The organism is Allobosea lathyri (assembly GCF_900108245.1).
GTDB lineage: Bacteria > Pseudomonadota > Alphaproteobacteria > Rhizobiales > Beijerinckiaceae > Allobosea > Allobosea lathyri.
Map to the genome: position 1 here is coordinate 107,006 of NZ_FNUY01000007.1, position 23,997 is coordinate 131,002.

Consider the following 23,997-nt stretch of genomic DNA (forward strand, 5'->3'; position numbering starts at 1 on the left):
GGAGGCTGCGAGATGGCGCAGGAGCTGAAATGGTGCAGGAGCTAAAGCCGGCATTGCGGCCTAGCGCAAGTTCGACTGCCATGGCCCTTTGGTATGTAGCTGCGCGTGAATGCGCCCTGAACGAGGCCGAATTGCCTGAACCGGGGCCGCAGGACTGTCTCGTCCGTACGCTCTGGAGCGGCATCAGCCGCGGCACCGAACGGCTCGTCTTCGAAGGGCGCGTGCCGGTGTCCGAGCATGAGCGCATGCGCGCACCCTTCCAGCAGGGCGCCTTCCCGTTTCCGGTCAAATACGGCTACTGCGCCGTGGGAACCGTCGAAGCCGGCCCCTCCGACATGATCGGCAGGACCGTGTTCTGCCTGCATCCCCATCAGGATCGTTTCGTCGCGCCGCGCGACCGCCTGACCCTTGTGCCGGACGCCCTGCCGCCGCGTCGCGCGGTGCTGGCGGCCAATATGGAAACCGCGCTCAATGCCCATTGGGACGCGGGCTCAGGCCCGGCCGATCGCATCGTCGTGGTCGGCGGCGGCGTGCTGGGCCTGCTGGTCGCCTGGCTCGCTGCGCGGCTGCCCGGCGCGGAGGTCACGCTGGTCGATGTGGAACCGTCGCGCGCAGACATCGCCGCAGCGCTCGGCTTCGGCTTCGCCCTGCCGGAAAACGCCCCGACTGAAGCCGATCTCGTTTTCCACGCCAGCGCGACGGCCGCCGGTCTCGCAGCCGCGATCGCCGCCGCGGGCGCCGAGGCGAAGATCGTCGAGCTCAGCTGGTATGGCGATGGGGCGATCGCCGCTCCGCTCGGCGGCGCCTTCCATGCCAGGCGCCTACAGCTGATTTCGTCGCAGGTCGGGCAGGTCGCCCCGTCGCGCCGTCCGCGCTGGGACTATGCGCGCCGCAGCGCCGCCGCGATGGCTCTGCTGGCGGACGACCGACTGGATCGCCTCATTAGCGATGAGATCGCGTTCGAGGATGCACCGAGCCGATTGCCTGCCCTTCTCGGCTCCGGTGGCGCTGGCCTGACGGCAGTACTCCGCTATAAGTCGCCCGCATGACATCCTTGAGAGCCATGCCCCGCCCGGCGCTGGTGCCCGAACTGAACATCGATTCGCTGCCGGCGAGCCTCGCCTTCTGGCGCGACCTGCTCGGCTTCCGCATCGTCTACGACCGCCCCGAGCAGGGTTTTGCCGCGATCGAGCGCGAAGGCGTCGAGTTCATGCTCGAGGAATACGACACCGGTTCAGCCGAGCGGCGCGGCATCTGGGACACCGGCGCTCGCGAAAAGCCCTATGGTCGCGGCATCAATTTCGAGATCACCGTCGCGGCACTGACGCCCCTGCTCGATGCTTTGAGCCGCGCGGGCTACCCGATCTTCTTCGGCCCGGAAGAACGCTGGTATCGCGCCGGCGATCATGAGACCGGCGTCCGGCAATTTCTCGTTCAGGCTCCTGACGGCTATCTATTGCGCTTCTCGCAATCGATCGGCCGTCGACCTGTCGGTCAATCCTGACGGCACGAACTCCAATTCCGAACACACGAATTCTCTGACTGGAATCTCCCCATGTTCTCCGTCGAAGTCCGCGACCGCATCATGATCGGCCACTCCCTGCCCGATCCGTTCTTCGGCCCCGCCCAGAACATGCATGGCGCGACCTTCGTCGTGGACGTCGCCTTCTTCCGTGAGAAGCTGACGCGCCAGAACGTCGTGGTCGATATCGGCGCGGCCCTCGACGTGCTGAACAGGACGCTGAAGCCCCTGAACTACCAGAACCTCGACGCGCTGCCGCAATTCGCAGGCGTGCTCACCACGACCGAATTCCTCTGCCGGTACATTTTCGACGCCATGGCCGCCGCCGCGACATCGGGCGCATTGGGCGAGGATGGCGCCGGGCTCGCCCGCATCCGCGTCACCCTGCACGAGACCGATCTCGCCCGTGCGACCTACGAGGGCGCGCTCGCGTGAGCCGTATCGTATTCGCCATCCCCGGCGACATCGATCTCCCGACCGGCGGATACGGCTATGACCGCAGGCTGCTGGCGGAATGGCAGGAAACGGGCGTCGAGGCCCGCCATCTCGCGCTGCCCGGCTCCTTCCCCTTTCCCAGCGATGCCGAGCTGGCGCTGACGCAGCAGCTGCTGCTCTCCTGCGCTGAGGACGAGACGCTCCTGATCGACGGGCTGGCCTATGGCGCCTTTCCGGAAAGCCTCGCGGCCGAATTGAGGGCGCGCATCATCGCGCTGGTCCACCATCCGCTCGGCCTCGAGGCCGGGCTATCCCCCGAACAGGCCCGCGACTTCGTCGCTCGCGAGGCTGCGGCGCTGCGCCATGCCCATGCAATCGTGGTGACCAGCCCGACGACGAAGCGCCTGCTGGTCTTGGATTTCGGCGTGGATGCGCAACGTATCACCATCGCTGTTCCCGGTGTCGACGCGGCATCCCGCGCAACCGGCGGCGTGACGGGTGGCCCACTGCAACTCCTCGCCGTCGGCTCGCTCGTTGCGCGCAAGGGCTACGACATCCTGGTCGAGGCGCTCGGCACCATCGCGAACAGGGACTGGCAGCTGACCATCATTGGAGCGGCAGACCGCGCCCCGCACATCGCGGAAGCCCTGCGCAGCCAGATCATGGCAACGGGACTTCAGGACCGGATCTTGCTTGCAGGAGCCGTGGATCAGGACGCTCTTGCCAGCGCCTATGCGCGCGCCGATCTCTTCGTCATGCCCTCGCTTTTCGAAGGCTATGGCATGGTCTTGACTGAAGCCCTCGCGCGCGGCCTGCCCATCGTCTGCACGACGGGCGGCGCTGCCGCCGAGACGGTGCCCGACGATACGGCGCTCAAGGTCCCTCCCGGCGACACGGAAGCGCTTGCAAAGGCGCTCGCGACACTGATTGATGCGCCGGCCAAACGTGCGCGGCTGGCCGGCGCCGCCTGGGCGGCTGCCGACACGCTGCCGCGCTGGCCGGCCACGGCGGCGATCGTCGCCAGGGCATGTCTGGCCGATACCGGCCGAAAGGTGATGCGATGACTGGTTTCTCCCCCGACTGGCTTGCCCTGCGCGAGCCGGCCGACCATGCGGCGCGCAATCCGCAGGTTCTGGCGGCCGTCGGCACGCATTTCTCGCCACGGGCCTCGCTGAGCATCGTCGATCTCGGCTGCGGCGCCGGCTCCAACCTGCGCGGCACCTACGCCGCCTTGCCGGTGCGCCAGCACTGGACGCTCGTCGACCACGACCCGGTCCTGCTGGCCACGACACGCGAGATCCTGAAGGGCTGGGCCGACGAAGCCCGCGAGCAGGGCGAGGAACTCGTTCTCTCCAAGGACGACAGGACGATCACCGTCGACACCCGCCAGGCCGACCTGACGAAGGACCTCGAATGGGTGCTCGGCTGGCAGCCCGACCTCGTCACGGCCGCCGCGCTGTTCGATCTGACCTCGAAAACCTGGATCAAGCGCTTCGTTGCGGCGCTGGCGACCCAGCGCCTGCCGCTCTATACCGTGCTGACCTATGACGGTCGCGAAATCTGGGAACCCGCCCATCCCGTCGATGCCCGAATGCTGGCCGCCTTCAAGCACCACCAGCATACGGATAAGGGCTTCGGCCCAGCCGCAGGTCCCGACGCCACCGACATCATGGCCGAGGCCTTCCGCAAATCCGGCTTCGCGGTCTCGATCGGCGACAGTGCCTGGCGAATCGACGGACAGCAGCGCGAACTCGCCGGCACATTGGCGCAGGGCATCGCCGATGCCGTGCTGGAAACCGGCCATGTCGATGCCGGCGCCGTCGCCGAATGGCTCGCGGCGCGGCGTCAGTCGACCTCAGCGCTTGTCGGGCATCACGACCTCTGGGCCAGACCTGTCTGACCAAGACCTGTCTGACCAAGACCTGTCTGACGAAGCCCTGTCTTGCAGTGAAAACCCCCTTTGAGCGAGAAACAGCGCCCGGACTGCCTATTTCAGCCCGGGCAGCATCCGGCGCAGCACGCCGTCCTTGCGGATGAAATAATGATAGAGCGCCGCTGCGATATGGCCGCCGATGACCGCGACCGTCGCGAAAACCAGCGTGCCGTGCAGCCAGAGCACGCGCTTGGCAAGGTCCTCATTCGGCTTGGCCAGCGCCGGCAGGTCGAACAGGCCGAAAACCGTCAGCGAGGGGTAAAGCGAAACCCCGATCCAGCCGAGCAGCGGCACGACGAGTAGAAGTCCGTAGAGCAGCCAGTGCACCAGATGCGAGGCCGCCTTTTGCCACCAGAGCAAGCTCGGCTCGTCAGGGGGCGCACCATGCAGCAGCCGCCAGATCAGCCGGCCGACCATCAGCCACAGCAGCAGAAAACCGATCAGCTTGTGGGAGCTGTAAAGCGCGTCGGTCAGCCCATCCCAGATATCGAGCGTATTGCCGCGATAGGTCATGGCGAGCCCTAGCGGCACCATCACGAACACCGCACCCACCGTCGCCCAATGCAGGCGACGCGCAATCGCGCCATAAACCGGCCTAGTCGTCGCGAGGCCAAGAGTCCCGGAGCCAAGAGTCCCGGGGCCGAGATTCCCGGGGCCATGATCATGCGTCATTCCACCCTCCCGGATTGCAGGCTTGCCGGCCGTGCAGGCCCGTTCCTATCATTCATCTCGCGTTCAATATCGCGCCATTATACGGCACGCTCGAAGATTGGCTTGACCGCTGATTGCAACAGATAAGAAAGTTTCGGCTGCGGGAACTGAGCTGCGGCCGGCACGTTTGATTGAACGGTTAGGGCGACGCATCCATATCCACCTTTCGCGTGTAGACAATCCACTCCTTTGCCGCTCGACGGCGCACTGACGGACAGCTCGATGCCCAAGTCGCGTACGCTTTTCGGCCGCCCCCATGAAACCGACATCGTGGCGGTGGACCGGGCGATCTCCGAGTTTCGCGCCGGCCGCCCGGTGCTCCTGCGCTCCGGCGAGCGGTTGGCACTCGCGCTTTCCGCCGAACTGGCGGATGCCGGGCTTGTCCAGCGTCTCGACGATCTCGCCGGGGGCACGGCCCATCTCGTGCTCAGCGCGGCGCGGTTGCGCCGGCTCGGAGCCAAGGGACGCGCCGAAACCGGCATCCTCGCCATGCCCGCGATCGACCTCGGCCGCATCGAGAACCTGGCGTTGAAGATCGACGGCAAGGTCGATGCGCCCGTTGCACCGGCCTCAGAGATCGACAATGCGGCGCTCGAACTGGCGCGTCTCGCGCTCGTCCTCCCCGCCGTCATCCTCGTCCCGGTTTCGGCCAAGGCGGTTGCCGGCGAGCCGCTGCTCGAGGTCTCGATCGAAGCGGTGAACGCCTATCGCGCGGCGCAGGCAGCTTCGCTGACCATTGTCGGCCGGGCTCCGGTTCCGCTTGAAGGCGCGCCCGACACCGAATTCGTCGTCTTCCGCGGTGGCGAGGGCCTGCGCGATCAGGTCGCGATCATAGTCGGCAATCCCGATCTTGCGACCGCCGTTCCGGTGCGGCTGCACTCGGCCTGCCTGACCGGCGACCTGTTCGGCTCGCTGAAATGCGATTGCGGCGACCAGCTGCGCGAGACCGTGCAGTGGATGGCCGAGAACGAGGGCGGCATCCTGCTCTATCTCGACCAGGAGGGCCGCGGCAACGGCATCTCCAACAAGATGCGCGCCTACAAGCTGCAGAGCCAGGGCTGGGACACCTACGACGCTGACGAGGTGCTTGGCTTCGATCTCGACCAGCGCCATTTCGATTTTGCAGCCACGATGCTGAAGCAGCTCGGCGTCACCAGCGTCACAGCCCTCACCAACAACCCGCTCAAGGTCGGCGCGATCAAGGCGGCAGGGCTCGAGGTCGCGGCGACGCAGCGCGTGCTCGGCCGGCCCAATGTCCATAATGTCCGCTATCTCGCCTCCAAGCGCGATCGCGCCGGCCACTTCATCGACATGGATGCGCTGATGGCGCGTGCCGCGCCGAAGGATTGAGCGGCGACATCGGCCGGAGCGCCCTGATGTCCGAGCCCGGATCGTCGATCCCGCCTGACACGAAAACACGCTGGCCCCTCGCCAGCGTGTTTTGCATCGTGACGCTGGCCTGGTTTGCCCTGTCCTGGCCCTGGCTGTCGGGCGTCCTGACCATTCCCTGGGATGCCAAGGCGCATTTCCACCCGCAGCTCCAGTTCCTGGCGAGCAGCTGGCACAAGGGCCTTTCGCCCTTCTGGACGCCTTACGTCTTCTCGGGGTCGCCGCAGGTGGCCGATCCGCAATCCCTGATCTTCTCACCGCCCTTCGCGCTGATCGCGGCGTTGAATCCGACACCAGATTTCCGCTGGAGCGACGGCGCCGTTCTGGCAACCCTGCTGGCGGGCGCGCTCTCCTTCGTCGTCCTGTTCCGCGATCGCGACTGGCACCCTGCCGGCGCGGTCGTCGCCGCGCTCGCCTTCGCGTTCGGCGCGGCTGCTGCATGGCGCATCCAGCATGTCGGCCAGGTGATGAGCCTCGGCTACTTCGCCATCACGCTCGTGCTCATAGCGCGGGCGCTGGAGCGCGGTTCGCTCGCCTATGGCTTCGCGGCCGGCATCGTCGCGGGCTTCATGGTGCTCGGCCGCGACCAGGTGGCGCTGATCGGCGTCTATGTGCTCGCTGGTCTCGTCATCGCCGCGATCGCGATGGCCCGGCGGCCCTGGCAGGCGTTGCGCACGAGCCTGCCGCCGCTGCTGGCGGGAACGCTCGGCGCCGTATTGGTCGCGACCGTCCCGATCCTGCTGACCGCCTTCCTGGCGCAGGAATCCAACCGCCCCGAGATCGACCTCATTGGCGCCGGCAAGGGCTCGCTGCACCCCGCCGCACTGCTGACCGGGCTTTTCGCCAATCTCTATGGCGCAGCCGGGCCGCTCGAGAACTTCTGGGGCGCGCCGAGCCCCGCCTGGGAGGCGCGCTTCGGTTCGGTCGATCTCTTTCTCGCCCGCAATATGAGCCAGCTCTATCTCGGCTTCCTGCCGATGCTGCTGATCCTGACGGTGGGGGTGGTGCGCGGAGCCCTGCTGCGCCGCGAGATCATCGCGCTGAGCGCAGCGGCCCTGATCGTCCTGATCTATGCGCTCGGGCGCTATACGCCGGGCTTCCGCCTTCTGTTCGAACTGCCGGGGGTGAATTTCTATCGCCGGCCCGCCGACGCGCTCTTCATCCTCGGCGCGCTGCTCGCCCTGCTCGGCGGCTACCTCACCCATCTGGTCATGACCGACACCGCCCCGCGCGCAAAACCCTGGCAGCGTACCGTTGAGGCCGGCCTGCTCCTCGGCGCGCTTGCGCTTGCGCTCTGGCTCGCCTGGACGGTGGGGCGCCTGTCCGTCGCCGCCCTGCCGCTGGTGACGGCGCTGCTTTGCGCCATGCTCGCCGTCGGCGCGCTCGTCGCCGCGCGCGGCCTCAGCCTGCAGGGGTCGGCAGTTGCGGCGGCCATCGTTCTCGGCGCAACGCTGACCATCGATCTTTCCGTCAACAACGGACCAAGCGAGTCGACCGCCCTGCCCTCGCAGACCTATGACGTGCTGCGCGCCGACAGCAGGAACGAGACGATCGCCCTCCTCAAGCGCGAGACCGCCCGCACCGCCGGCCCCGACCGGCGCGACCGCATCGAGCTCGCCGGCATCGACTTCCACTGGCCCAATGCCAGCCTCGTCCACGAGCTCGACAACACGCTCGGCTACAACCCGCTCAGGCTCGGCCTCTACAGCAAGGCGACCGGCGCTGAAGACCATGTCGCACTGCCCGACCAGCGCAAATTCTCAGCGCTGATGCCGGGTTATCGTTCGCTGCTGGCCGACATGCTCGGTCTTCGCTTCATCGCGACTGGCGTCCCCGTCGAACGGATCGATCCATCCCTGAAGCCGGGCGACCTCGTCCAGATCGCCCGCACCAAGGACGCGTATGTCTATGAGAATCCCCGCGCCCTGCCGCGCGTGCTTCTGGTGAGACAGGCGCAGAAGGTCGATTTCGACGCGATCCTGGCGAGCGGCCGGTGGCCTGAGGGTTTCGACCCACGCACCACCGTGCTTCTCGACCATGACCTGCCGCCTTTGCCGGCAGGCCCGGCCCAGGCGGGCTCGGTCCGGCTGCTCGACTATGGAACCACACAGGTGGCGCTCGCCGTCGACGCCCCACAGGGCGGCATCGTCGTCCTCAACGATGTCTGGCACCATTGGTGGCAGGTCGAGATCAACGGAAAACCGGCCGAACTGCTGCGCGCCAACGTATTGTTCCGGGCCGTGCAGGTGCCGCCCGGACGCTCGACCGTGACATTCGTGTTCAGGCCGTTTCAGGGGCTGTTCGAGGATCTCGGCAAGCGGCTGCGGGTGGGGCGTGACGGTGGAGCCGGTTGAGCTTTGCATGCGGCGGCATCCGATCCGTTGCCGCTGCTGGGAATTAAGCGTCTAAACGCGCAGTACTTTTGGAGGGCGTATGCGGAAAATTATCACCCTTGTGGGCTTTCTCACTGCTCCCGTCGTCTGTCACGCGCAGCCGCAAGTCGATCTATTGCGGCCAACCGAGCTCTTCTTTCAATGCGGCGCTGCGTTCGCAATTGCCGGTCAGGCTTATTCAGATGCCGGGAATGCTGCGGACGCAGCGTATTTCAGAGCGAAGTTCCACAGGCTCGCGTCGCTGGCCGAGGTGGAGTTTGCTCAGTTGGGCAGGGCGAAACAGGATGCTCAGAGATACATGCAGAAGCATGTTGACACTGTGGTCGCGCTGCAAAGCAAAGAACCGCGCTTGGTGGCTGACAAAGTCAGAACGTGTGAGGCTCGGTTTCCAAAATGACGCTTCTCCCCCCCAAGTAGACCCTACGCCAACGCCCCCATCGCGGCGATCGGCTGTGCCGGCTGGCCTGAAAGCACGCGCGCCAGCCCGTCGGGCTCGACCGCGCCCTCATGCATCGTCTCGTCGCGATGGATGCCGCCGGCGATGAAGAGGCTGTCGAAGCCCATCATTTTTGCGCCGGCAAGATCGGTGCGAACGGCATCGCCGATGACCAGAACACGGGCGGGATCGACGGCGCGTCCGCCACGCACCGCGCGAGCCGCCTCGAGCGCGAGGTCATAGGCCGGCCGATAGGGCTTGCCCGCCCAGGCGACGCTGCCGCCCAGCTCCTCATAGATCGCAGCCAGAGACCCGGCACAGGGCAAAAGATGCTCGCCGACATGGACGACGAGGTCGGGATTGCCGCAGATGAAGGGCAGGCCGCGCGCCGCGAAGCGCTCCAGCAGCGGCCGGTACTGCTCGGGCGTCTCGGTGCGGTAATTGTTGAGTTCGGTGGCGACGACGATGTCGGCCTCCTCCTCGCCGACGAGCGCGACGTCGAGGCCCGCAAACACCGCGCGGTCCTCCGTCCAGCCGATATGATAGACCTTGCGATGGTGGCTTTCGGCGATCAGCGACTTGGTGACGTCGCCCGAGGTCACCAGCCGATCCCAGGCCTCGCGCGGAACCCGCTTGGCGTCGAGCAAGCCGGCGACCTGCTGGGAAGGGCTGGGCGCGTTCGACAGGAGCACCACCGCCCCGCCCCGCTCGCGAAACTGCATCAGCGCGGCGCAGGCCGGCTCCAGAGCCCAGAGCCCGTCATGGACGACGCCCCAGACATCGCTGATCAGCACGTCGTAGCGGGCGAGCAGGCTGCCCGCCTCCTTCAGGATCGGAATCGCCATCAGTGCTTGGCCTTCGCTTCGGCGGCGATACGCGCCTCGACCTCGGCGCGGTTGGGCAGCGGCGCCACCGCGCCATAGCCCTGCGTCGAGAGGGCGGCGGCGACATTGGCATAGGCAGCCGCCGCGAAAGCGTCGCCGGTGCGGATATATTCGGCGAGGAAGGCGCCATCATAGCAATCGCCCGCGCCGGTGGCGTCGATCGCCTTGACCTTGATCGGGACCAGCCGCTCGCGCCGGACCGGCGTCGCCACCAGCGAGCCCTCATGCCCGAGCGTCAGCGCCACGACCCTTGCGCCCAGACCGAGATAGAAATCGACGATCGCATCCGGCGAGTTCAGGCCGGTGAGCTGGGTCGCATCGTCGAGGCCGGGCAGCACGATATCGGCCATCGCGCAGGCGGCGTGGATGATGGCGCGCGCCCGCGTCAGAGGCCAGAGCTTGAGCCGCAGATTGGTGTCGTAGGCCGTGAGCACGCCGGCGTCGCGCGCAGTGGCGAAGGCCTCGAACACGGCGTCGCAGGCGCTCGCCGAAATCGCCTGGCTGATGCCTGAGGCCTGGACGATCCGGGCCGAGCGGATCAGGTCGCGCGGCAGATCGCGCGGACCCGCCAGGCTCGCGGCGGAGCCGGCGCGCAGATAAGAGAAGACATGGCCGGACGGGCCGTGATCGACGAAATAGAGGCCAGTCGGCGCGGTCGGATGCGTCGAGACATGGGTGTCGTCGACCCCCTCGCGAGCCCACAGGGCGCGAATGGAACGGCCGGCGCTGTCGTCACCCAGCGCGCCTGCATAAGCGACCGATGCGCCCTGCCGGGCCGCTGCAACGGCGCAGTTCGAGGTGTCGCCGCCATGGCCGAACTGAAAGGCCCCGGCCTCGCCGCGCGTGGCATTGAATTCGCCCAGCGGTTCACCCAGGCAGAGAAGGTCGATGCGGGTTTCTGTCACGGAACTGGAACCATCTGGAAAAGGCGATCGGAGCGCAGGAAGCTGCGCGCCTTCTTAGAGCATCGGCCGGAAAAGTGGAATGCGGTTTTCGGAAGAAGCCGATGCAGAATCAAAGACCTACAGCATCCATGCGAAAAAGCGGGAACCGGTTTTTCGCGAAGATCTGTTTCTATTCCGCCGCCTCCTGCTTCGGCGGCAGCGCCATCAGCCGCTCGGCGACCTTCATGATCTCCTGACGCAATGCCGCGCTGGCCGCCGCATCGTCGGCAGCAGGTGGCCCGACAGGTTTGCGCAATTGAGCAACCTCGCGCTTGAGCCGGGCCCGGTCTGCGCGTGCCTGAATCAGCGCGCCCTGGATCGTCTGCACTTCGGCATGCACGGTTTCGAGCCGGCTCTCGCGTTCGCGCACATCCTCGCGCAGCGCCGCCGTTTCCTCCAGCACCCGCTGCCGCTCGGCCTGAAGCGCGGTCTTGGTCAGGGCGAGATCGCGCCCTTCAGCCTCCCTCGCCTCGTGCTCGGCCGCATGCTCTTCGGTTTCCTGCTTCAGCAACCCCTCGATCCGCAAGGCTTCCGCTGTCGCCGCGCCGGCACGCGCATCGGCCGCGGCAAGGCCGGCTTCGGCCTGTTCGGCGCGCGCCGCCAATGCGTCCGCCCGCAGCCGCTCGCTGTCACGGTCGACGCTCATCGCCTTCAACGCCGTCCGGCTCTCATCGAGCCCACGCTCCGTCGCGGCGAGCCTGCCGGAGAGTTCGTCGCGCTTGCCTTCCAGCACCATGATCTGCGTCCGATCCTCGACCTGCGCCACCCTCAACTGATCATTCTCGCCGCGCGCGGTAGCCAGTTCGCCCTCCCGCTCGGCGAGCAAGCCCTCGATACGCCCGAGCGTGGCGCGTTCCTGCGCCAATTCCTCGGCGCGCACGGACAAATCCGCGCTGGTTCCGGTCAAGGCCGTGCGGGTATCCGCGAGATTGCGTTCGAGGCTGGCGAGGTCGGTAAGCCGCTTTTCAAGAGCGGCCGCAGTCTCGGCCAGGGCCGCGCTGTCCCGGGCAAGCGCCTCGCGTGTCTCGGCGAGTTCGCCACGCGTCGTAGCGAGTTCGCCTTCGAGCAGGCCGATGCGCTCGTCCCGCGCCCGCAATTCGCGCTCGCGCTGGCCGATCGTCATGTCGCGCCGGCCGACTTCCTGCATGGCCCCGGCCTTGGCAGCAAAGCCGCGCTCGGCCTGTTGTTCAAGGGCGCGGGCGCGCAAGGCGAGTTCGGCGCGAAGATGGTCGCGATCGGCCGCGATCTCGGCAAGCGAAAGCGGGAATGCGGCTTCGGCCCGCTTGCGCGCCAGCCGGTCCGCCCGACGCGCCAAAGCGGGTATCGCCGCCAGCGCAAGCAGGCTGGCCGAGAGGAAGCCGAGCGCAACCAGCATGACGGCTTCGATCAAGACATGTGGCTCCGCGTCACGAGATGTCAGCCGGAAATTCTGCCACGGAAGCGCCGGTGTGACCAGCGCCTCCTCTGCCCCGGACGCTCTAGAAGGGGTTCCAGGTCGCCTGCGGCGTGAACTTCAGATAGCCGAGATTGACCCCAAGGCGCCAGCCGACGCCGGTGCGGATCGGCACCACCGTCATGCCTTCGGCCGCCATCGCGGTGAAGCCGAAGCCGCCGATGAAATAGACCGAGCCATCGACGCCGATGAAGCGCTGATAGAGCGCCTCGACGGCCGGGAGGTTGTAGACCAGCATCATCGTGCGGGCGCCTTCGCCGCCGAAATCGAAGCCGACGGAGGGTCCCTGCCAGTAGACCTTGCGGTCGCCGGCATTGCGCGTGAACAGCGTGCCCTCGCCATAGCGCAAGCCGCCGACAAAGGCGCCAGACGCTTCCTGGCCCAGCACATAGCCATTGGGCTCGCCCCAGCGGCGCACGGCTTCCTCGATCGTCAGCGCCAAGCCGCGCGAGACGTTGCCGAAGAACTGGTGGCCGGAGGTTACGAGTTCGTTTTGCGAGAAGGACCGGTTCTGCGCGTAGGGGGACTGCTGGGCAAGCACCGGCAGGCCGGCGAGGCTTGTCCCGGCGAGCGCGAGACCACCCGAGATGAGGCTGCGGCGGGTCTGTTTCATCAATCGAATCTCCGGGCGGGGCACAAGGCATAAGCCGGGTGCCAGAGCGGGTTTTTGGTCCGTTTCAACGACGCGGGCTTGCGGCTGCGCGGCAACCGTTCAAGCGCCCCGCCAACATGGTGGGGGAGTGCACAAAACCCCGGCGATACGCTGGGTTCCGGGCTCCATGGCAACACACCACGCAAATGCGAACCAATTCGGTAACCAGTTTGATACGCTGGAAGTGTATCCAAGGAGTGAAGATTCCGGTGAGGACAGAGCGCCCCCGAGATCACAGAACCGCAAGGATTTGCCGCGATGAAGGCCGTAACATGGCAGCGCTGGATTTCGATCGCTGCCGGCATCCTGGCCTTGACGATCGCAATCCAGCCGGTGCTGGCCGGCGCGCCCAACGTTAACGCACCCAGCCTGAACGCATCGAGCCAACCTGTCCCCGGCCTGCCTTCGGGGTTGCCGATGCTCCCCTCGCTCGGTGAGACCATGCAGCGCGACCTGCGTTCCGGCCTCGCGCTGAACGGCTTCGATCCCGTGGCCTATCAGGTCGAGGGGCGCGCAACCCCTGGCCACGCCGAGCATGAACTGCTCCATGACGGCGCGGTCTGGTGGTTCGCCTCCGCGGCCAACCTCGAAGCCTTCCGCGATGCACCCACGGTCTATGCGCCTGCCTTCGCCGGTTTCGATCCGACAGGCATCGTCGCTGGCGTCGCGGTTGACACCGACCCGCGCCAGTTCGCGATCATCGGCTCGCGCCTGTTCCTGTTCCGCACGTCGGAGAACCGCCGCAGCTTCGTCGAGAATGCTGCGATGCTGCGCCTCGCCGACGGCAAGTGGAACGAAGTTTCCCGCACGATCGCGCGCTACTAGAGCGCAGGCTCTCCGGGGATCAGGCCGGAACCAGCGAGGCGATTGCGCGCCGGGCCAGCAATTCGCTCGACGCGGCCACGAAGGGCTGGTTGCAGAAGTGCCGGTCGACCCGGCCATAAAGCGGAACGGCGCCGGCCAGCGTCAGCACGATCCCACCGGCAGCAGCGAGAATGGCGTCGCCGGCGGCAGTGTCCCATTCCATCGTCTGGCCACCGCGCACATGCAGATCGGCCTCGCCCGAGGCGATCAACCCGAATTTGACGGCCGACGACACCGGAATTGTGGCGCTGGAGCCCATGGCGGACGCGATCCCGTCGCTCTGGCTGTCGCCATGGAAGCGGCTGACCAGCGTTACCGGCCCTTCGCCCGGCAACGGGCGCACTGCAACCGTAACCGCCTCGCCGACAGCCGAGCCATCGGCTGCGAGCGCCTGCGTGAAGGCATTCTCCCCGGCAAACCAGAGCCTGCCGATCTGCGGGGCCGCGATCGCTCCCGCAACCGGCCTGTCGCCGCGGATGATGGCGATCGCCACGCAATAGCTATCCCCGCCCGCCAGGAACTCGCGCGTCCCGTCGAGCGGATCGAGCAGGATGAAGACCGGGCCGGGCGCCACCGCCTCGGCGCTTTCCTCGCTGACGATCGGAAAGCCCGGCAGCAGCCGCTCAAGCGCAGCCTTCGCGACCCGGTCGGCGGCAAGATCGGCCGAGCATACGGGCGAGCCGTCGCGCTTGAGCTTGACGTCGCATGCCGCACGCATGGTCATCAGCGTGGCCGCACTCAGCCGCGCCGCCTCGGCGAGCAGCCGGGAAAGCGCGTCGCAATCGGCGAGGCGCGCCTCGACGGAGCCTTGATCGGCGAGGCTTGAATTGAGTTGGCCGGTCATGCCAGCGGCCTATCCTTTGAAGTGCGAGCCCTGAATATCGGGATTAACCACATGAAAACCAAGATGCCACCATATCTTGGGCAACGGCGCCAAATCTGCCGCGAGCGCCACGCATCTGATCCCAGGACATCGCCCCATGACCGCCATCTCGCTCGACCCGCTCGACCTGGCCGCGCTTCTCTGCAGCCGCGTCTGCCATGACGTGATCAGCCCGGTCGGCGCCATTGTCAACGCGCTGGAGGTTCTGGAGGAGGACGATCCCTCGATGCGCGATTTCGCGCTCGACCTGATCAAGAAGAGCGCACGCAACGCTTCGGCGCGGCTGCAATTCGCCCGTCTCGCCTTCGGAGCCGCCGGCTCGGCAGGCGCGATGATCGATCTCGGCGATGCCGGCAACGTAGCAAACGGCTTCCTCAACGACGAAAAACTCTCGCTCGACTGGGAGGCCCCCCGCGCGCTCCTGCCGAAGAACCAGGTCAAATTGCTGCTGAACCTGCTGGTTCTTGCGGCGCAGGCCGTGCCGCGCGGCGGCAAGCTGGTCTCGCGGGCGACGATAGAGGGCGAGCAGGCGAGCTTCGTCATCACCGCGACCGGCTCCCACGCGCGCATTCCCGCCCATGTCGAGGAGCTTCTGGCCGGCCGCTCGGAGACGGGCACGATCGACGCCCATGCGGTCCAGCCGCTCTATGCCGGCATGGTCGCGCGCGCCGCGGACATGACCATCACCTTCGCGATCGAGGGCGAGACCGTGACGATCAACGCGCACAAGGCGGCTTGATCGAGAGGCAGGCCGGTTCGCGGCATCGTCTGCTCAATCTCAACCGATCATAAACCCTTCTCCTGCTTAGTAGATCGCAGCGTTGTCGCGTTGAGTGATGGTCCCCCCTGCATGGACGACTTGCTGCAAGAGTTCCTGGCTGAGACCGGCGAGAATCTCGACACGGTCGATCGGGAACTCGTCCGCTTCGAGCGGGAGCCCAACAACCGCGACATTCTGCGGAATATTTTCCGTCTCGTTCACACCGTCAAAGGCACCTGCGGCTTCATCGGCCTGCCAAGGCTCGAGGCCCTGACCCATGCGGCGGAATCGGTCATCGGCCAGTTCCGTGACGGCGCCGTCGTCAATGCCATCGCCGTCACCGCCATCCTGGAGACCATCGATCGGGTCAAGGACATCCTGGCCGAGCTCTCCGACAAGGGCCAGGAACCGCCCGGCAACGACGAGACCCTGATCGGCGAGCTGCACGCGCTGGCCGAGCAGGCCAAGGCCCAGCTCGCGAAGGCGAAGCCGCCGTCGTCCGAAGTCGCCGACCCCGTCGCCGCCTATCTCGCCCGCCATGGCTCGACTGCGACCGACAGCGAGCTTGATCTCATCTTCCAGCGCGCGCCGGGCCCCCAGCGCGGCCGCGACGGTCGCATCGAGCCGGCGGAGAGCGCGGGTGAAGACGGCGTCCTGCGCGAAAGCCGGGCCGCAGGCCCCGCCACCCTGCGCGTCAATGTCGATACCATCGAGCACCTGATGACGATGGTCTCGGAGCTCGTACTTACCCGAAACCAGCTGCTCGAAGTCTCCCGCCAGCAAAACGACACCGGCCTCAAGGCGCCGCTGCAGCGGCTGTCCCTGATCACGGCGGAGTTGCAGGACGGCGTCATGAAGACGCGCATGCAGCCGATCGGCAATGCCTGGTCGAAGCTGCCGCGCATCGTGCGCGATCTCAGCGCCGAACTCGGCAAGCGCATCGAACTGGTGATGGAGGGCGCCGATACCGAGCTCGACCGCCAGATCCTCGACCTGATCAAGGACCCCCTCACCCACATGGTCCGCAACTGCGCCGACCATGCGATCGAACCCCCTGACGAGCGCGCTGCAGCCGGCAAGCCGGAGCACGGCACGGTTCGCCTCGCCGCCTATCACGAGGGCGGCTCCGTCACCATTGCGATCGCCGATGACGGGCGCGGGCTCGACATCGAGCGCATTCGCCGCAAGGCCATCCTGCTCGATCTGGGCAGCGAAGCCGAGATCGAGCGCATGAGCGACGCGCAGATCAGCCGCTTCATCTTCCATCCGGGCTTTTCGACGGTCGACAACATCACTGCGGTTTCGGGCCGCGGCGTCGGCATGGATGTGGTGAAAGCCAATGTCGACGCCATCGGCGGTGTCATCGACATCGCCACAAGGGCCGGCCAGGGCACGGCGATCACCATCAAGATCCCGCTCACGCTGGCGATCGTCTCGGCGCTGATCGTGGTCGCGGGCAAGCAACGCTTCGCCATACCGCAGATCGTGGTGCGCGAGCTCGTTCGCGTGAAATCGGGTGCCGATCACCGTATCGAGGAGATCAACGGCGCGCCCGTCTTGCGGCTGCGCGGCCGCCTGCTGCCGATCATCGCGCTATCGGGCCTGATGGGCTCGACCGACGCCATGAGCGATGACGGATTCATCGTCGTCACCCAGATCGGCGAGCGGCAGTTCGGCATTCTCGTCGACAGCGTTTTCCATACCGAGGAAATCGTGGTCAAGCCGATGTCGAGCAAGCTCCGGCACATCCCGATCTTCTCCGGGAACACGATCCTGGGCGACGGCGCCGTCGTGCTCATCATCGACCCCAACGGCGTCGCTGGACTGGTGGGCGCGGTCGCGAACGGCGACCCGTTGCGCGACCCGACGACGGCAGCCGCTCAATCACTCGCAGGCGAGCGGACCACGATGCTGGTATTCCGCACCGGCGCCGACAGCATCAAGGCTGTGCCGCTCTCGCTGGTGACGCGGCTCGAAGAGGTCGACGCTCAGCAGTTCCAGAACGGTGGCGGCCGCATTCTCCTGCACTATCGCAACCGGCTTATCCCCGTGGTTGCGGTCGCGGAGACGCAGATCAAGTCCGAGGGTCTGCAACCGCTGGTCATTATCTCGGAAGGGGATCTGACGATCGCCTTGGCAGTCGATGCCATCGTCGACATCGTCGAGGAGACGCTCGATCTCGAGATGGCCGTCTCGCAGGACAGGAGCGTCATCGGCTCGGCGATGATCCGCGGACGCGCCACCGACATCATCGATCTCGCGCATTATCTGCCGATGAACGAGCCCGGCTGGCTCCATTCGCGGCGCGAGACGCAGGATCCGGCCGCCCCGCCCCAGATCCTGCTCGTCGAGCCCTCCGACTTCCTGAGGGAGATGCTGAGCCCGGTGCTCAAGGCCTCCGGACACCGCGTCGCGATGGCCTCGGATTTCGCCACCGCTGCCCGGCAATCCGCCAATGGCGCGATGAGCATCGTGCTGATCGACCTCGACCGTGACCCGGAAGCGGCTTTTGCTTTTGCCGGCACGCTGCGCGCCGAACAGGGCGACAACCGCCTGCGCATCCTCGGCATGGCCGCGCTTGCGACGCCCGAGCTCCACATGCGCGCAGCCCAGGCACGGCTGGACGATATCGTCGCCAAATTCGATCGCCGCGCGCTTCTCGGCGAACTCGCCGAGCGCAGGCCCGACATGAGGCATGCGGCATGAGCCTTCACGATCACGATCTCCGCGACACGGCCGGCTCCCCCGTCGGCTTCGATCATTCGCTGGATTATGTCACCGTGACCGTCGGCGAGCAGCTGCTTGGCCTGCCGATCGCACGCGTCCACGACGTCTTCATCACCAACCGCATCACCGTGGTGCCACGCGCGCCCTCCGAGATCGTCGGGCTCCTGAACCTGCGCGGGCGCATCGTCACCGCGATCTGCCTGCGCAAGCGGCTCGGCAGACCGCCTATGCCCGGCTCCGCCGACGACAAGGCCGAGATGGTCGCAGTCGGCGTCGATCATGGCGGCGAAGCCTACGCCCTGATCGTCGATGCAGTCGGCGAGGTGATGCGCCTTGATCGATCCACCCTTGAGCCGCCGCCGGTCCATCTGGATCGCGCCTGGGCCATGCTCGCCGCCGGCGTACACCGCCTCTCTGATCGCCTGCTCGTGGTGCTCGATGTCGACGCCATTCTGAAACTCGACATGCCGGCCGCCGCTTGAAGCGCGGCAGGCCATCTGGAGATTGACCATGAAATATTGCCTCGTCGTCGACGACTCCGCCGTGATCCGCAAGGTCGCCCGCCGCATCCTCGAGGGTCTGCAGTTCCGGATCGCGGAGGCAGAGGATGGCGCGCGCGCCATCGACGCCTGCAAGGGCGAGATGCCCGATGCCGTGCTGCTCGACTGGAACATGCCGATCATGGACGGCTACGATTTCCTGCGCACGCTGCGCCAGATGCCGGGCGGCAAGCGTCCCAAGGTCGTCTTCTGCACGACCGAGAACGACATCGCCCATATCGCGCGTGCCATGCATGCCGGCGCCGACGAGTACATCATGAAGCCGTTCGACAAGGAGATCGTCGCCTCCAAATTCCATCAGGTCGGCCTCCTGTGAGGCCGATTGCGGCAGCCTGCGCTGTCGCGACGGCACGCTTCCCTCATGTCGGCCAATCGGCCGGCATCACGATTGCAGCCAGCGGACCAAACGCGGCATGACCAGCTTTCCCTCCGCCGGCGGATCGGGCGCCCATCGGCACAAGACGGTCGTGATCGCCGACGATTCCGTCGTGGTCCGCGGCCTGTTCGCGCGCTGGCTCGGCGAAAGCGGGCAGTTCCATGTCGTCGCCGTGGCCGGGGACGGCGAGACCGCGGTGGCCCATGCCGGCCGCTTCAAGCCCGATGTCATGGTGCTCGATCTCGACATGCCCGGCGTCGACGGCGCCGCAGCCCTGCCCCAGATCCTCAAAGAGAGCCCCAAGACCGGCGTCCTGCTTGCGACCACGCTGACCGAGCGCAACACCCGCATCGCGCTGGAATGCATCACCAAGGGCGCCATGGATGTGCTCTCCAAGCCCGATAGCCGCAGCGGAATGACCCTGTCGCTCGATTTCCGCAGCGAATTCCTGCTCAAGCTCGGCAATATCGCGCAGACCCAGACAAAGCCGGGCGCGTTGCCGCCGGAACTCGATCTCGATTACACCCCGACCGGCCCGATCAGTCTCCGGCCGCTGGTATCGGTCATGCCGCGTTATCTCGTGATCGGCGCCTCGACCGGCGGCCCCCGTGCAGTGGCCAAGGTGCTCTTCGATATCGGCGAAGGGCTCCAGGATCTGACGACGCTCGTCGTCCAGCACATGCCGCCGCTCTTCACGGCCTCCTTCGCCGAGCAGGTCGCAAACTATATCGGCGTTCCCGCGCGCGAGCCCTTCGACGGCGAGCGCCTTGCGCGGGGCACGATCTATGTCGCGCCCGGCGGCCGGCATCTCGGCATCGACCGCAAGCTCGGCCATATCGTCGCCAGCATCAGCGACGCCCCCCCGGTGCGCTTCTGCAGGCCCGCGGTCGACGTGTTGTTTGCCGATGCGGCGCGCCATCTCGGAGCCGCCGCCCTCGGCCTCGTGCTGACGGGCATGGGCAGCGACGGAACGGAAGGCGCCGCCGCATTGCGGCGGGTCGGCGCGGCCGTGATCGCGCAGGACGAGCAGACCAGCACGATCTGGGGCATGCCGGGCTCCGTCGTGCGTGCAAGGCAGGCGAGCGCCGTGATCCCGCTCGACGATATCGGCCTGGCCATCCGCAACCTCGTCCGCGGAGTTCACGCGTGATGACCGAAGCGGATTTCAACTTCCTGCGCATGCTGCTGCACCAGCGCTCCGGCCTGTCGCTCAGCGCAGAGAAACGCTACCTCGCCGAAAGCCGCCTCGGCATCCTCTGCCGCAGGCGCGGGATCGAGGGGCTCGTCCCGCTGATGCAGTTGCTGCGCGTCGGCGGCAATGCGGCGCTCGAAAGCGCGGTCGTCGAGGCGATGACCACCAACGAAACCCTGTTTTTCCGCGATCACACCCCCTTCGACCTGTTCCGCGACGTCATCCTGCCGGAAAAGCTCGCAGCCAATGCTGCAACCCGTTCGCTGCGCATCTGGTGCGCGGCGGTGTCGACCGGCCAGGAAGCCTATTCGCTCGCCATGATCCTCGACGACATGGCCGGCCGCCTGGCGGGCTGGAAGGTCGAGATCATCGGCACGGACATCTCGTCGGAGGTTCTGGAGAAAGCGCGTCAGGGCGCTTACAGCCAATTCGAGATCCAGCGCGGCCTGCCGATCCAGATGCTGCTGAAGCACTTCCATCAGGACGGCGACAAATGGCAGGTCTCGGAGCGGCTGCGCGCCATGGTCACGCTGAAGCAGCATAACCTGCTCGATCCGAACGGCCATCTCGGCCAGTTCGACGTCATCTTCTGCCGGAATGTGCTGATCTATTTCGACGTGCCCACCAAAGCCAGGGTTCTGGCGGCGCTGGCCCCTCGGCTGGCTCATGACGGCGCCTTCGTACTGGGCGCGGCCGAGACGGTGATCGGGATCACCACGACGATCGTTCCCGACAAGGAGCATCGCAGCCTTTACCGCGACGGCCGCTCCGGCAAGGCGCAGACGGCGGTTCCGGTCAGGCCTTACAACCCGCCACGCGCCGCAGCGATTGGCAGCCTCCGCTCCTGAATTCCGGCCGGAATTGCGGCCACTATCCCGGGCCGCCGCAAGTTGGCGTGCCGACCGGCGAATATCCGAGGAAATTTGTCGCCCCGGCGGCCCTGCGCAGCGCGCCAAACAAAAACCCCGCCTCTCGGCGGGGTCCCCGTCGGCCTGTCGTTTACATCCGACGATCAGGCCAAGATTCTTATGTCATCCGATCATGACCGGCAGGTGACGCCGATCAGGCCGGGATGCGTTCCTCGACTTCGCTCGGCTCGCGCAGCACGTAGCCGCGGCCCCAGACGGTCTCGATGTAGTTCTTGCCGTCCGACGCATTGGCGAGCTTCTTGCGCAGCTTGCAGATGAACACGTCGATGATCTTGAGTTCGGGCTCGTCCATGCCGCCATAGAGATGGTTCAGGAACATCTCCTTGGTCAGCGTCGTGCCCTTGCGGAGCGAGAGCAGCTCCAGCATCTGGTATTCCTTGCCGGTCAGATGCACGCGCGCAGCGTCCACTTCCACGGTCTTGGTGTCGAGATTGACCACGAGGTCGCCCGTCGTGATGACCGACTGGGCATGGCCCTTCGAGCGGCGCACGATCGCGTGGATGCGGGCAACGAGCTCGTCTTTATGGAACGGCTTGGTCAGATAGTCGTCGGCGCCGAAGCCGAGACCCTTCACCTTGTCCTCGATGCCGGCAAGGCCCGACAGGATCAGGATGGGCGTCTTGACCTTGGCAACCCGCAGGGAGCGCAGAACCTCGTAACCCGACATGTCCGGCAGGTTCAGATCGAGCAGGATGATGTCGTAATCGTAGAGCTTGCCGAGATCGACGCCTTCCTCACCGAGATCGGTGGTGTAGACGTTGAAGCTCTCCGATTTGAGCATGAGCTCGATGCTCTGAGCGGTTGCGCTATCGTCCTCGATCAGCAGAACCCGCATGTCCACGTCCCCAATTTTCGCCCGCAGGCAAGCTGACAGTTCTTATCATCCGAACCCGCACGGTTCTGGACGACGACGCGCTTGCCCGATGAAACGCCACGCGACACGCTACGAAGAAATGGTTAACAAACCGTGATTCCCGAGCGCAAGCGCTTCCTGGGAGAAAGTGAACGATCCTTGTCGAGGTGAGTCGAATTTGACACGGATCGGAATGCTCTCACCCGCGAAAACGCCCTTCGCGGAGATCTGCCTCGGGGAACAGGGTCGAAATGGCCCTGCGACACGCCGCAGCCTCGAAGCACAGTGTTAATCACACAGGTAAACGAAAGGTTGACGGAAGCAGTTATGAACAGCCCCCCGCGCGGTTCCGACCGTCTGTCCAACCTCGCATCCGTCATCTCCGGGCTGGATGCCCTCACAATCTATGGACGCGTGGTCGCCGTCAGGGGCCTGCTGGTCGAGATTGCCGGACCGATCGGGGCGATGAGCCTCGGCGGACGCATCGAGATCGAGATCGCGCCCGGCACCCGCGTCCCCTGCGAGGTCATCGGATTCTCCGGCGAGAAGGCGCTGGTGATGCCCTATGGCGGCCTGGATGGCGTGCGTCGCGGCTGCCCGGCCTATGTCGACAAGGCGCAGCCGGGTATCAGGCCGACCTCCGCCTGGCTCGGCCGTGTCGTCGACGCGCTCGGCCGCCCCGTCGATGGCGGACCGCCTTTGCCGGAAGGTGAAACGCTGTGCGCCTTCCGCAACGACCCGCCGCCAGCCCATAAAAGGCGCCGCGTCGGGCCGCCGCTCGATCTCGGCGTGCGCGCGCTCAACGCATTCCTGACATGCTGTCTCGGCCAGCGCATGGGCATTTTCGCCGGCTCGGGCGTCGGCAAATCGGTGCTGCTGTCGATGCTGGCGCGCTATGCCAGGGCTGACGTCAACGTCATCGGCCTCGTCGGCGAGCGCGGCCGCGAGGTCCAGGAGTTCTTGCAGGACGATCTCGGTCCCGCCGGCCTTGCGCGCTCGGTCGTCGTGGTCGCGACCTCCGACGAGCCCGCTTTGATGCGCAAGCAGGCCGCGCTGACGACCCTGACAATCGCCGAATATTTCCGCGATCAGGGCAATCAGGTGATGTGCCTGATGGATTCCGTGACGCGCTTTGCCATGGCGATGCGCGAGATCGGTCTCGCAGCCGGCGAGCCTCCTACGACTAAAGGATATACCCCGACCGTCTTCGCCGAGCTGCCGCGCCTGCTCGAACGCGCCGGGCCCGGTATCAGTGACGGCGCGATCACCGGGCTCTTCACCGTGCTTGTCGATGGCGGCGACCATGACGAGCCCGTCGCCGACGCGGTGCGCGGCATTCTCGACGGCCATATCGTGATGGAGCGTTCGATCGCCGAGCGCGGGCGCTATCCGGCTATCAACGTGCTGAAGTCCGTCTCGCGAACCATGCCGCGCGCCTGCGACCCGGCCTATTATCCTGTCGTCCAAAAGGCCCGCGCAACGCTTGCGACCTATGCGGACATGGAAGAACTGATTCGCCTCGGCGCCTATCGCCAGGGCGCCTCCGCGGAGGTGGACGAGGCGATTCGCCTGAACCCTGCTTTGGAAGGGTTCCTCAAACAGGCCAAGGACGAGGCGACCTCCCTGCCCGAGTGCTATGCGAAGCTTGCGGCGATCATGGCATCCTGAATTCCGCCTCTGGGCCCGGCGCTCACCGCTTGAAGCAGACAAATCTGGAGCAGACAGACATGATAGCGACCGTCCTGATCGCAGCCGTCGGGCTGGTCCATGTCTATATCGTCGTTCTGGAAATGCTGTTGTGGGACACGCCGCGTGGCCGCAAGGCCTTCGGCACGACGGCTGAATTTTCTGCCAGAACAAAGACGCTGGCCGCCAATCAAGGGCTCTATAACGGCTTTCTTGTCGCGGGACTTGCCTGGGGGCTCTGGCTCGGCGCAGCCGGGCTGCCGATCAAGGTCTTCTTTCTCGGCTGCATCATCGTGGCCGGCCTTTATGGCGCCGCGACTGCAAACGTGAAGATCCTCTACATACAGGCCGTTCCGGCTGGACTGGCTCTCCTGGCGCTCATGCTGGCGGTCTGATTCCAGCGCCATCCAGGCGC

The 23,997-nt window shown here is 66.3% G+C and carries 24 protein-coding genes; 17 read left to right on the forward strand and 7 right to left on the reverse strand.

All coding sequences use genetic code 11. The features are described from left to right. Positions 1–80 precede the first annotated feature (80 nt). The 5 genes from C4S73_RS17030 to C4S73_RS17050 are packed head-to-tail and all read left to right on the forward strand — an operon-like array spanning position 81 to position 3,857. The gene (locus C4S73_RS17030) at positions 81–1,049 is read left to right on the forward strand and encodes a zinc-dependent alcohol dehydrogenase (RefSeq protein ID WP_103873717.1); all 969 of its coding nucleotides are present in this window, start codon (positions 81–83) and stop codon (positions 1,047–1,049) included. Continuing rightward, positions 1,046–1,504 (forward strand): bleomycin resistance protein, encoded by a 459-nt coding sequence (locus tag C4S73_RS17035; RefSeq protein ID WP_200828035.1) that lies wholly within the window; start codon positions 1,046–1,048, stop codon positions 1,502–1,504. Before C4S73_RS17030 ends, C4S73_RS17035 begins: the two co-directional genes overlap by 4 nt. Before the next feature lie 51 nt (positions 1,505–1,555). Continuing rightward, complete coding sequence (locus tag C4S73_RS17040) at positions 1,556–1,957, forward strand: 6-pyruvoyl trahydropterin synthase family protein (protein ID WP_103873719.1); 402 nt, start codon at positions 1,556–1,558, stop codon at positions 1,955–1,957. Next, positions 1,954–3,021 carry a glycosyltransferase family 4 protein gene (locus C4S73_RS17045; RefSeq protein WP_103873720.1) on the forward strand — a complete coding sequence of 356 codons (1,068 nt, stop codon included), beginning with the start codon at positions 1,954–1,956 and terminating at the stop codon, positions 3,019–3,021. The genes C4S73_RS17040 and C4S73_RS17045 overlap by 4 nt, the downstream gene beginning before the upstream one ends. Next, positions 3,018–3,857: an SAM-dependent methyltransferase gene (locus C4S73_RS17050; protein ID WP_103873721.1), complete on the forward strand. Its 840-nt coding sequence runs from the start codon at positions 3,018–3,020 to the stop codon at positions 3,855–3,857. The genes C4S73_RS17045 and C4S73_RS17050 overlap by 4 nt, the downstream gene beginning before the upstream one ends. A gap of 87 nt (positions 3,858–3,944) precedes the next feature. Here C4S73_RS17050 and C4S73_RS17055 read toward each other — a convergent pair whose 3' ends face one another. Then, a complete protein-coding gene (locus tag C4S73_RS17055; RefSeq protein WP_103873722.1) occupies positions 3,945–4,562 on the reverse strand; it encodes a cytochrome b in 618 nt (205 codons plus the stop codon). Positions 4,563–4,823: 261 nt separating this feature from the next. Here C4S73_RS17055 and ribA point away from each other — a divergent pair, with 261 nt between their 5' ends. From ribA to C4S73_RS17070, 3 genes are all read left to right on the forward strand, one after another. After that, a complete protein-coding gene (gene ribA, locus C4S73_RS17060) occupies positions 4,824–5,951 on the forward strand; it encodes a GTP cyclohydrolase II RibA (protein WP_103873945.1) in 1,128 nt (375 codons plus the stop codon). Positions 5,952–5,977: 26 nt separating this feature from the next. Then, entirely contained in the window at positions 5,978–8,344 is a 2,367-nt protein-coding gene (locus C4S73_RS17065; protein ID WP_103873946.1) for a glycosyltransferase family protein, read from the forward strand. Positions 8,345–8,423: 79 nt separating this feature from the next. Further along, complete coding sequence (locus C4S73_RS17070; protein ID WP_103873723.1) at positions 8,424–8,780, forward strand: hypothetical protein; 357 nt, start codon at positions 8,424–8,426, stop codon at positions 8,778–8,780. A 23-nt stretch (positions 8,781–8,803) separates the two neighbouring features. On the opposite strand, the gene C4S73_RS17075 is transcribed toward C4S73_RS17070, so the two are convergent. The 4 genes from C4S73_RS17075 to C4S73_RS17090 all read right to left on the reverse strand — a co-directional run bounded on the left by C4S73_RS17075 (position 8,804) and on the right by C4S73_RS17090 (position 12,713). Continuing rightward, on the reverse strand, positions 8,804–9,664 hold the full coding sequence (locus C4S73_RS17075; protein WP_103873724.1) for a TIGR01459 family HAD-type hydrolase: 861 nt from the start codon (positions 9,662–9,664) through the stop codon (positions 8,804–8,806). After that, a complete protein-coding gene (locus tag C4S73_RS17080) occupies positions 9,664–10,608 on the reverse strand; it encodes a sugar kinase (protein WP_200828036.1) in 945 nt (314 codons plus the stop codon). Before C4S73_RS17080 ends, C4S73_RS17075 begins: the two co-directional genes overlap by 1 nt. 169 nt (positions 10,609–10,777) lie before the next feature. After that, the gene (locus C4S73_RS17085) at positions 10,778–12,037 is read right to left on the reverse strand and encodes a coiled-coil domain-containing protein (RefSeq protein WP_103873725.1); all 1,260 of its coding nucleotides are present in this window, start codon (positions 12,035–12,037) and stop codon (positions 10,778–10,780) included. Between the two features lie 88 nt (positions 12,038–12,125). After that, positions 12,126–12,713 (reverse strand): DUF1134 domain-containing protein, encoded by a 588-nt coding sequence (locus C4S73_RS17090; protein ID WP_103873726.1) that lies wholly within the window; start codon positions 12,711–12,713, stop codon positions 12,126–12,128. A gap of 297 nt (positions 12,714–13,010) precedes the next feature. On the opposite strand from C4S73_RS17090, the gene C4S73_RS17095 reads away from it, so the two are divergent. Further along, a complete protein-coding gene (locus C4S73_RS17095; RefSeq protein WP_244595639.1) occupies positions 13,011–13,577 on the forward strand; it encodes a YHS domain-containing (seleno)protein in 567 nt (188 codons plus the stop codon). 19 nt (positions 13,578–13,596) lie between these two features. On the opposite strand, the gene C4S73_RS17100 is transcribed toward C4S73_RS17095, so the two are convergent. Beyond that, positions 13,597–14,460, reverse strand: a complete 864-nt coding sequence (locus C4S73_RS17100) for a 3'(2'),5'-bisphosphate nucleotidase CysQ family protein (RefSeq protein ID WP_103873727.1) — start codon at positions 14,458–14,460, stop codon at positions 13,597–13,599. A gap of 136 nt (positions 14,461–14,596) precedes the next feature. Here C4S73_RS17100 and chpT point away from each other — a divergent pair, with 136 nt between their 5' ends. The 6 genes from chpT (at position 14,597) to C4S73_RS17130 (ending at position 20,962) form a co-directional block, all read left to right on the forward strand. Then, on the forward strand, positions 14,597–15,238 hold the full coding sequence (gene chpT / locus C4S73_RS17105) for a histidine phosphotransferase ChpT (RefSeq protein ID WP_103873949.1): 642 nt from the start codon (positions 14,597–14,599) through the stop codon (positions 15,236–15,238). 111 nt (positions 15,239–15,349) lie between these two features. Further along, positions 15,350–17,965: a hybrid sensor histidine kinase/response regulator gene (locus C4S73_RS17110; RefSeq protein WP_103873728.1), complete on the forward strand. Its 2,616-nt coding sequence runs from the start codon at positions 15,350–15,352 to the stop codon at positions 17,963–17,965. Next, positions 17,962–18,468, forward strand: coding sequence for a chemotaxis protein CheW (locus C4S73_RS17115; protein WP_103873729.1), 507 nt, complete (start codon positions 17,962–17,964; stop codon positions 18,466–18,468). The genes C4S73_RS17110 and C4S73_RS17115 overlap by 4 nt, the downstream gene beginning before the upstream one ends. Before the next feature lie 28 nt (positions 18,469–18,496). Next, positions 18,497–18,862, forward strand: a complete 366-nt coding sequence (locus C4S73_RS17120; RefSeq protein ID WP_043237911.1) for a response regulator — start codon at positions 18,497–18,499, stop codon at positions 18,860–18,862. A gap of 97 nt (positions 18,863–18,959) precedes the next feature. Next, on the forward strand, positions 18,960–20,072 hold the full coding sequence (cheB, locus tag C4S73_RS17125) for a chemotaxis-specific protein-glutamate methyltransferase CheB (RefSeq protein WP_103873730.1): 1,113 nt from the start codon (positions 18,960–18,962) through the stop codon (positions 20,070–20,072). Next, on the forward strand, positions 20,072–20,962 hold the full coding sequence (locus C4S73_RS17130; RefSeq protein ID WP_103873731.1) for a CheR family methyltransferase: 891 nt from the start codon (positions 20,072–20,074) through the stop codon (positions 20,960–20,962). The genes cheB and C4S73_RS17130 overlap by 1 nt, the downstream gene beginning before the upstream one ends. Positions 20,963–21,176: 214 nt before the next feature. Here the strand turns inward: C4S73_RS17130 and ctrA are convergent, their stop codons facing one another. Further along, positions 21,177–21,878, reverse strand: coding sequence for a response regulator transcription factor CtrA (gene ctrA / locus C4S73_RS17135; RefSeq protein ID WP_103873732.1), 702 nt, complete (start codon positions 21,876–21,878; stop codon positions 21,177–21,179). A gap of 345 nt (positions 21,879–22,223) precedes the next feature. Between ctrA and fliI the strand changes: the two genes are divergently transcribed. Together fliI and C4S73_RS17145 are read left to right on the forward strand one after the other, a co-directional pair. Then, positions 22,224–23,564, forward strand: coding sequence for a flagellar protein export ATPase FliI (fliI, locus tag C4S73_RS17140; RefSeq protein WP_103873733.1), 1,341 nt, complete (start codon positions 22,224–22,226; stop codon positions 23,562–23,564). Between the two features lie 59 nt (positions 23,565–23,623). Beyond that, the gene (locus C4S73_RS17145; protein WP_200828037.1) at positions 23,624–23,977 is read left to right on the forward strand and encodes a DUF1304 domain-containing protein; all 354 of its coding nucleotides are present in this window, start codon (positions 23,624–23,626) and stop codon (positions 23,975–23,977) included. The last annotated feature ends 20 nt before the right edge of the window (positions 23,978–23,997 follow it).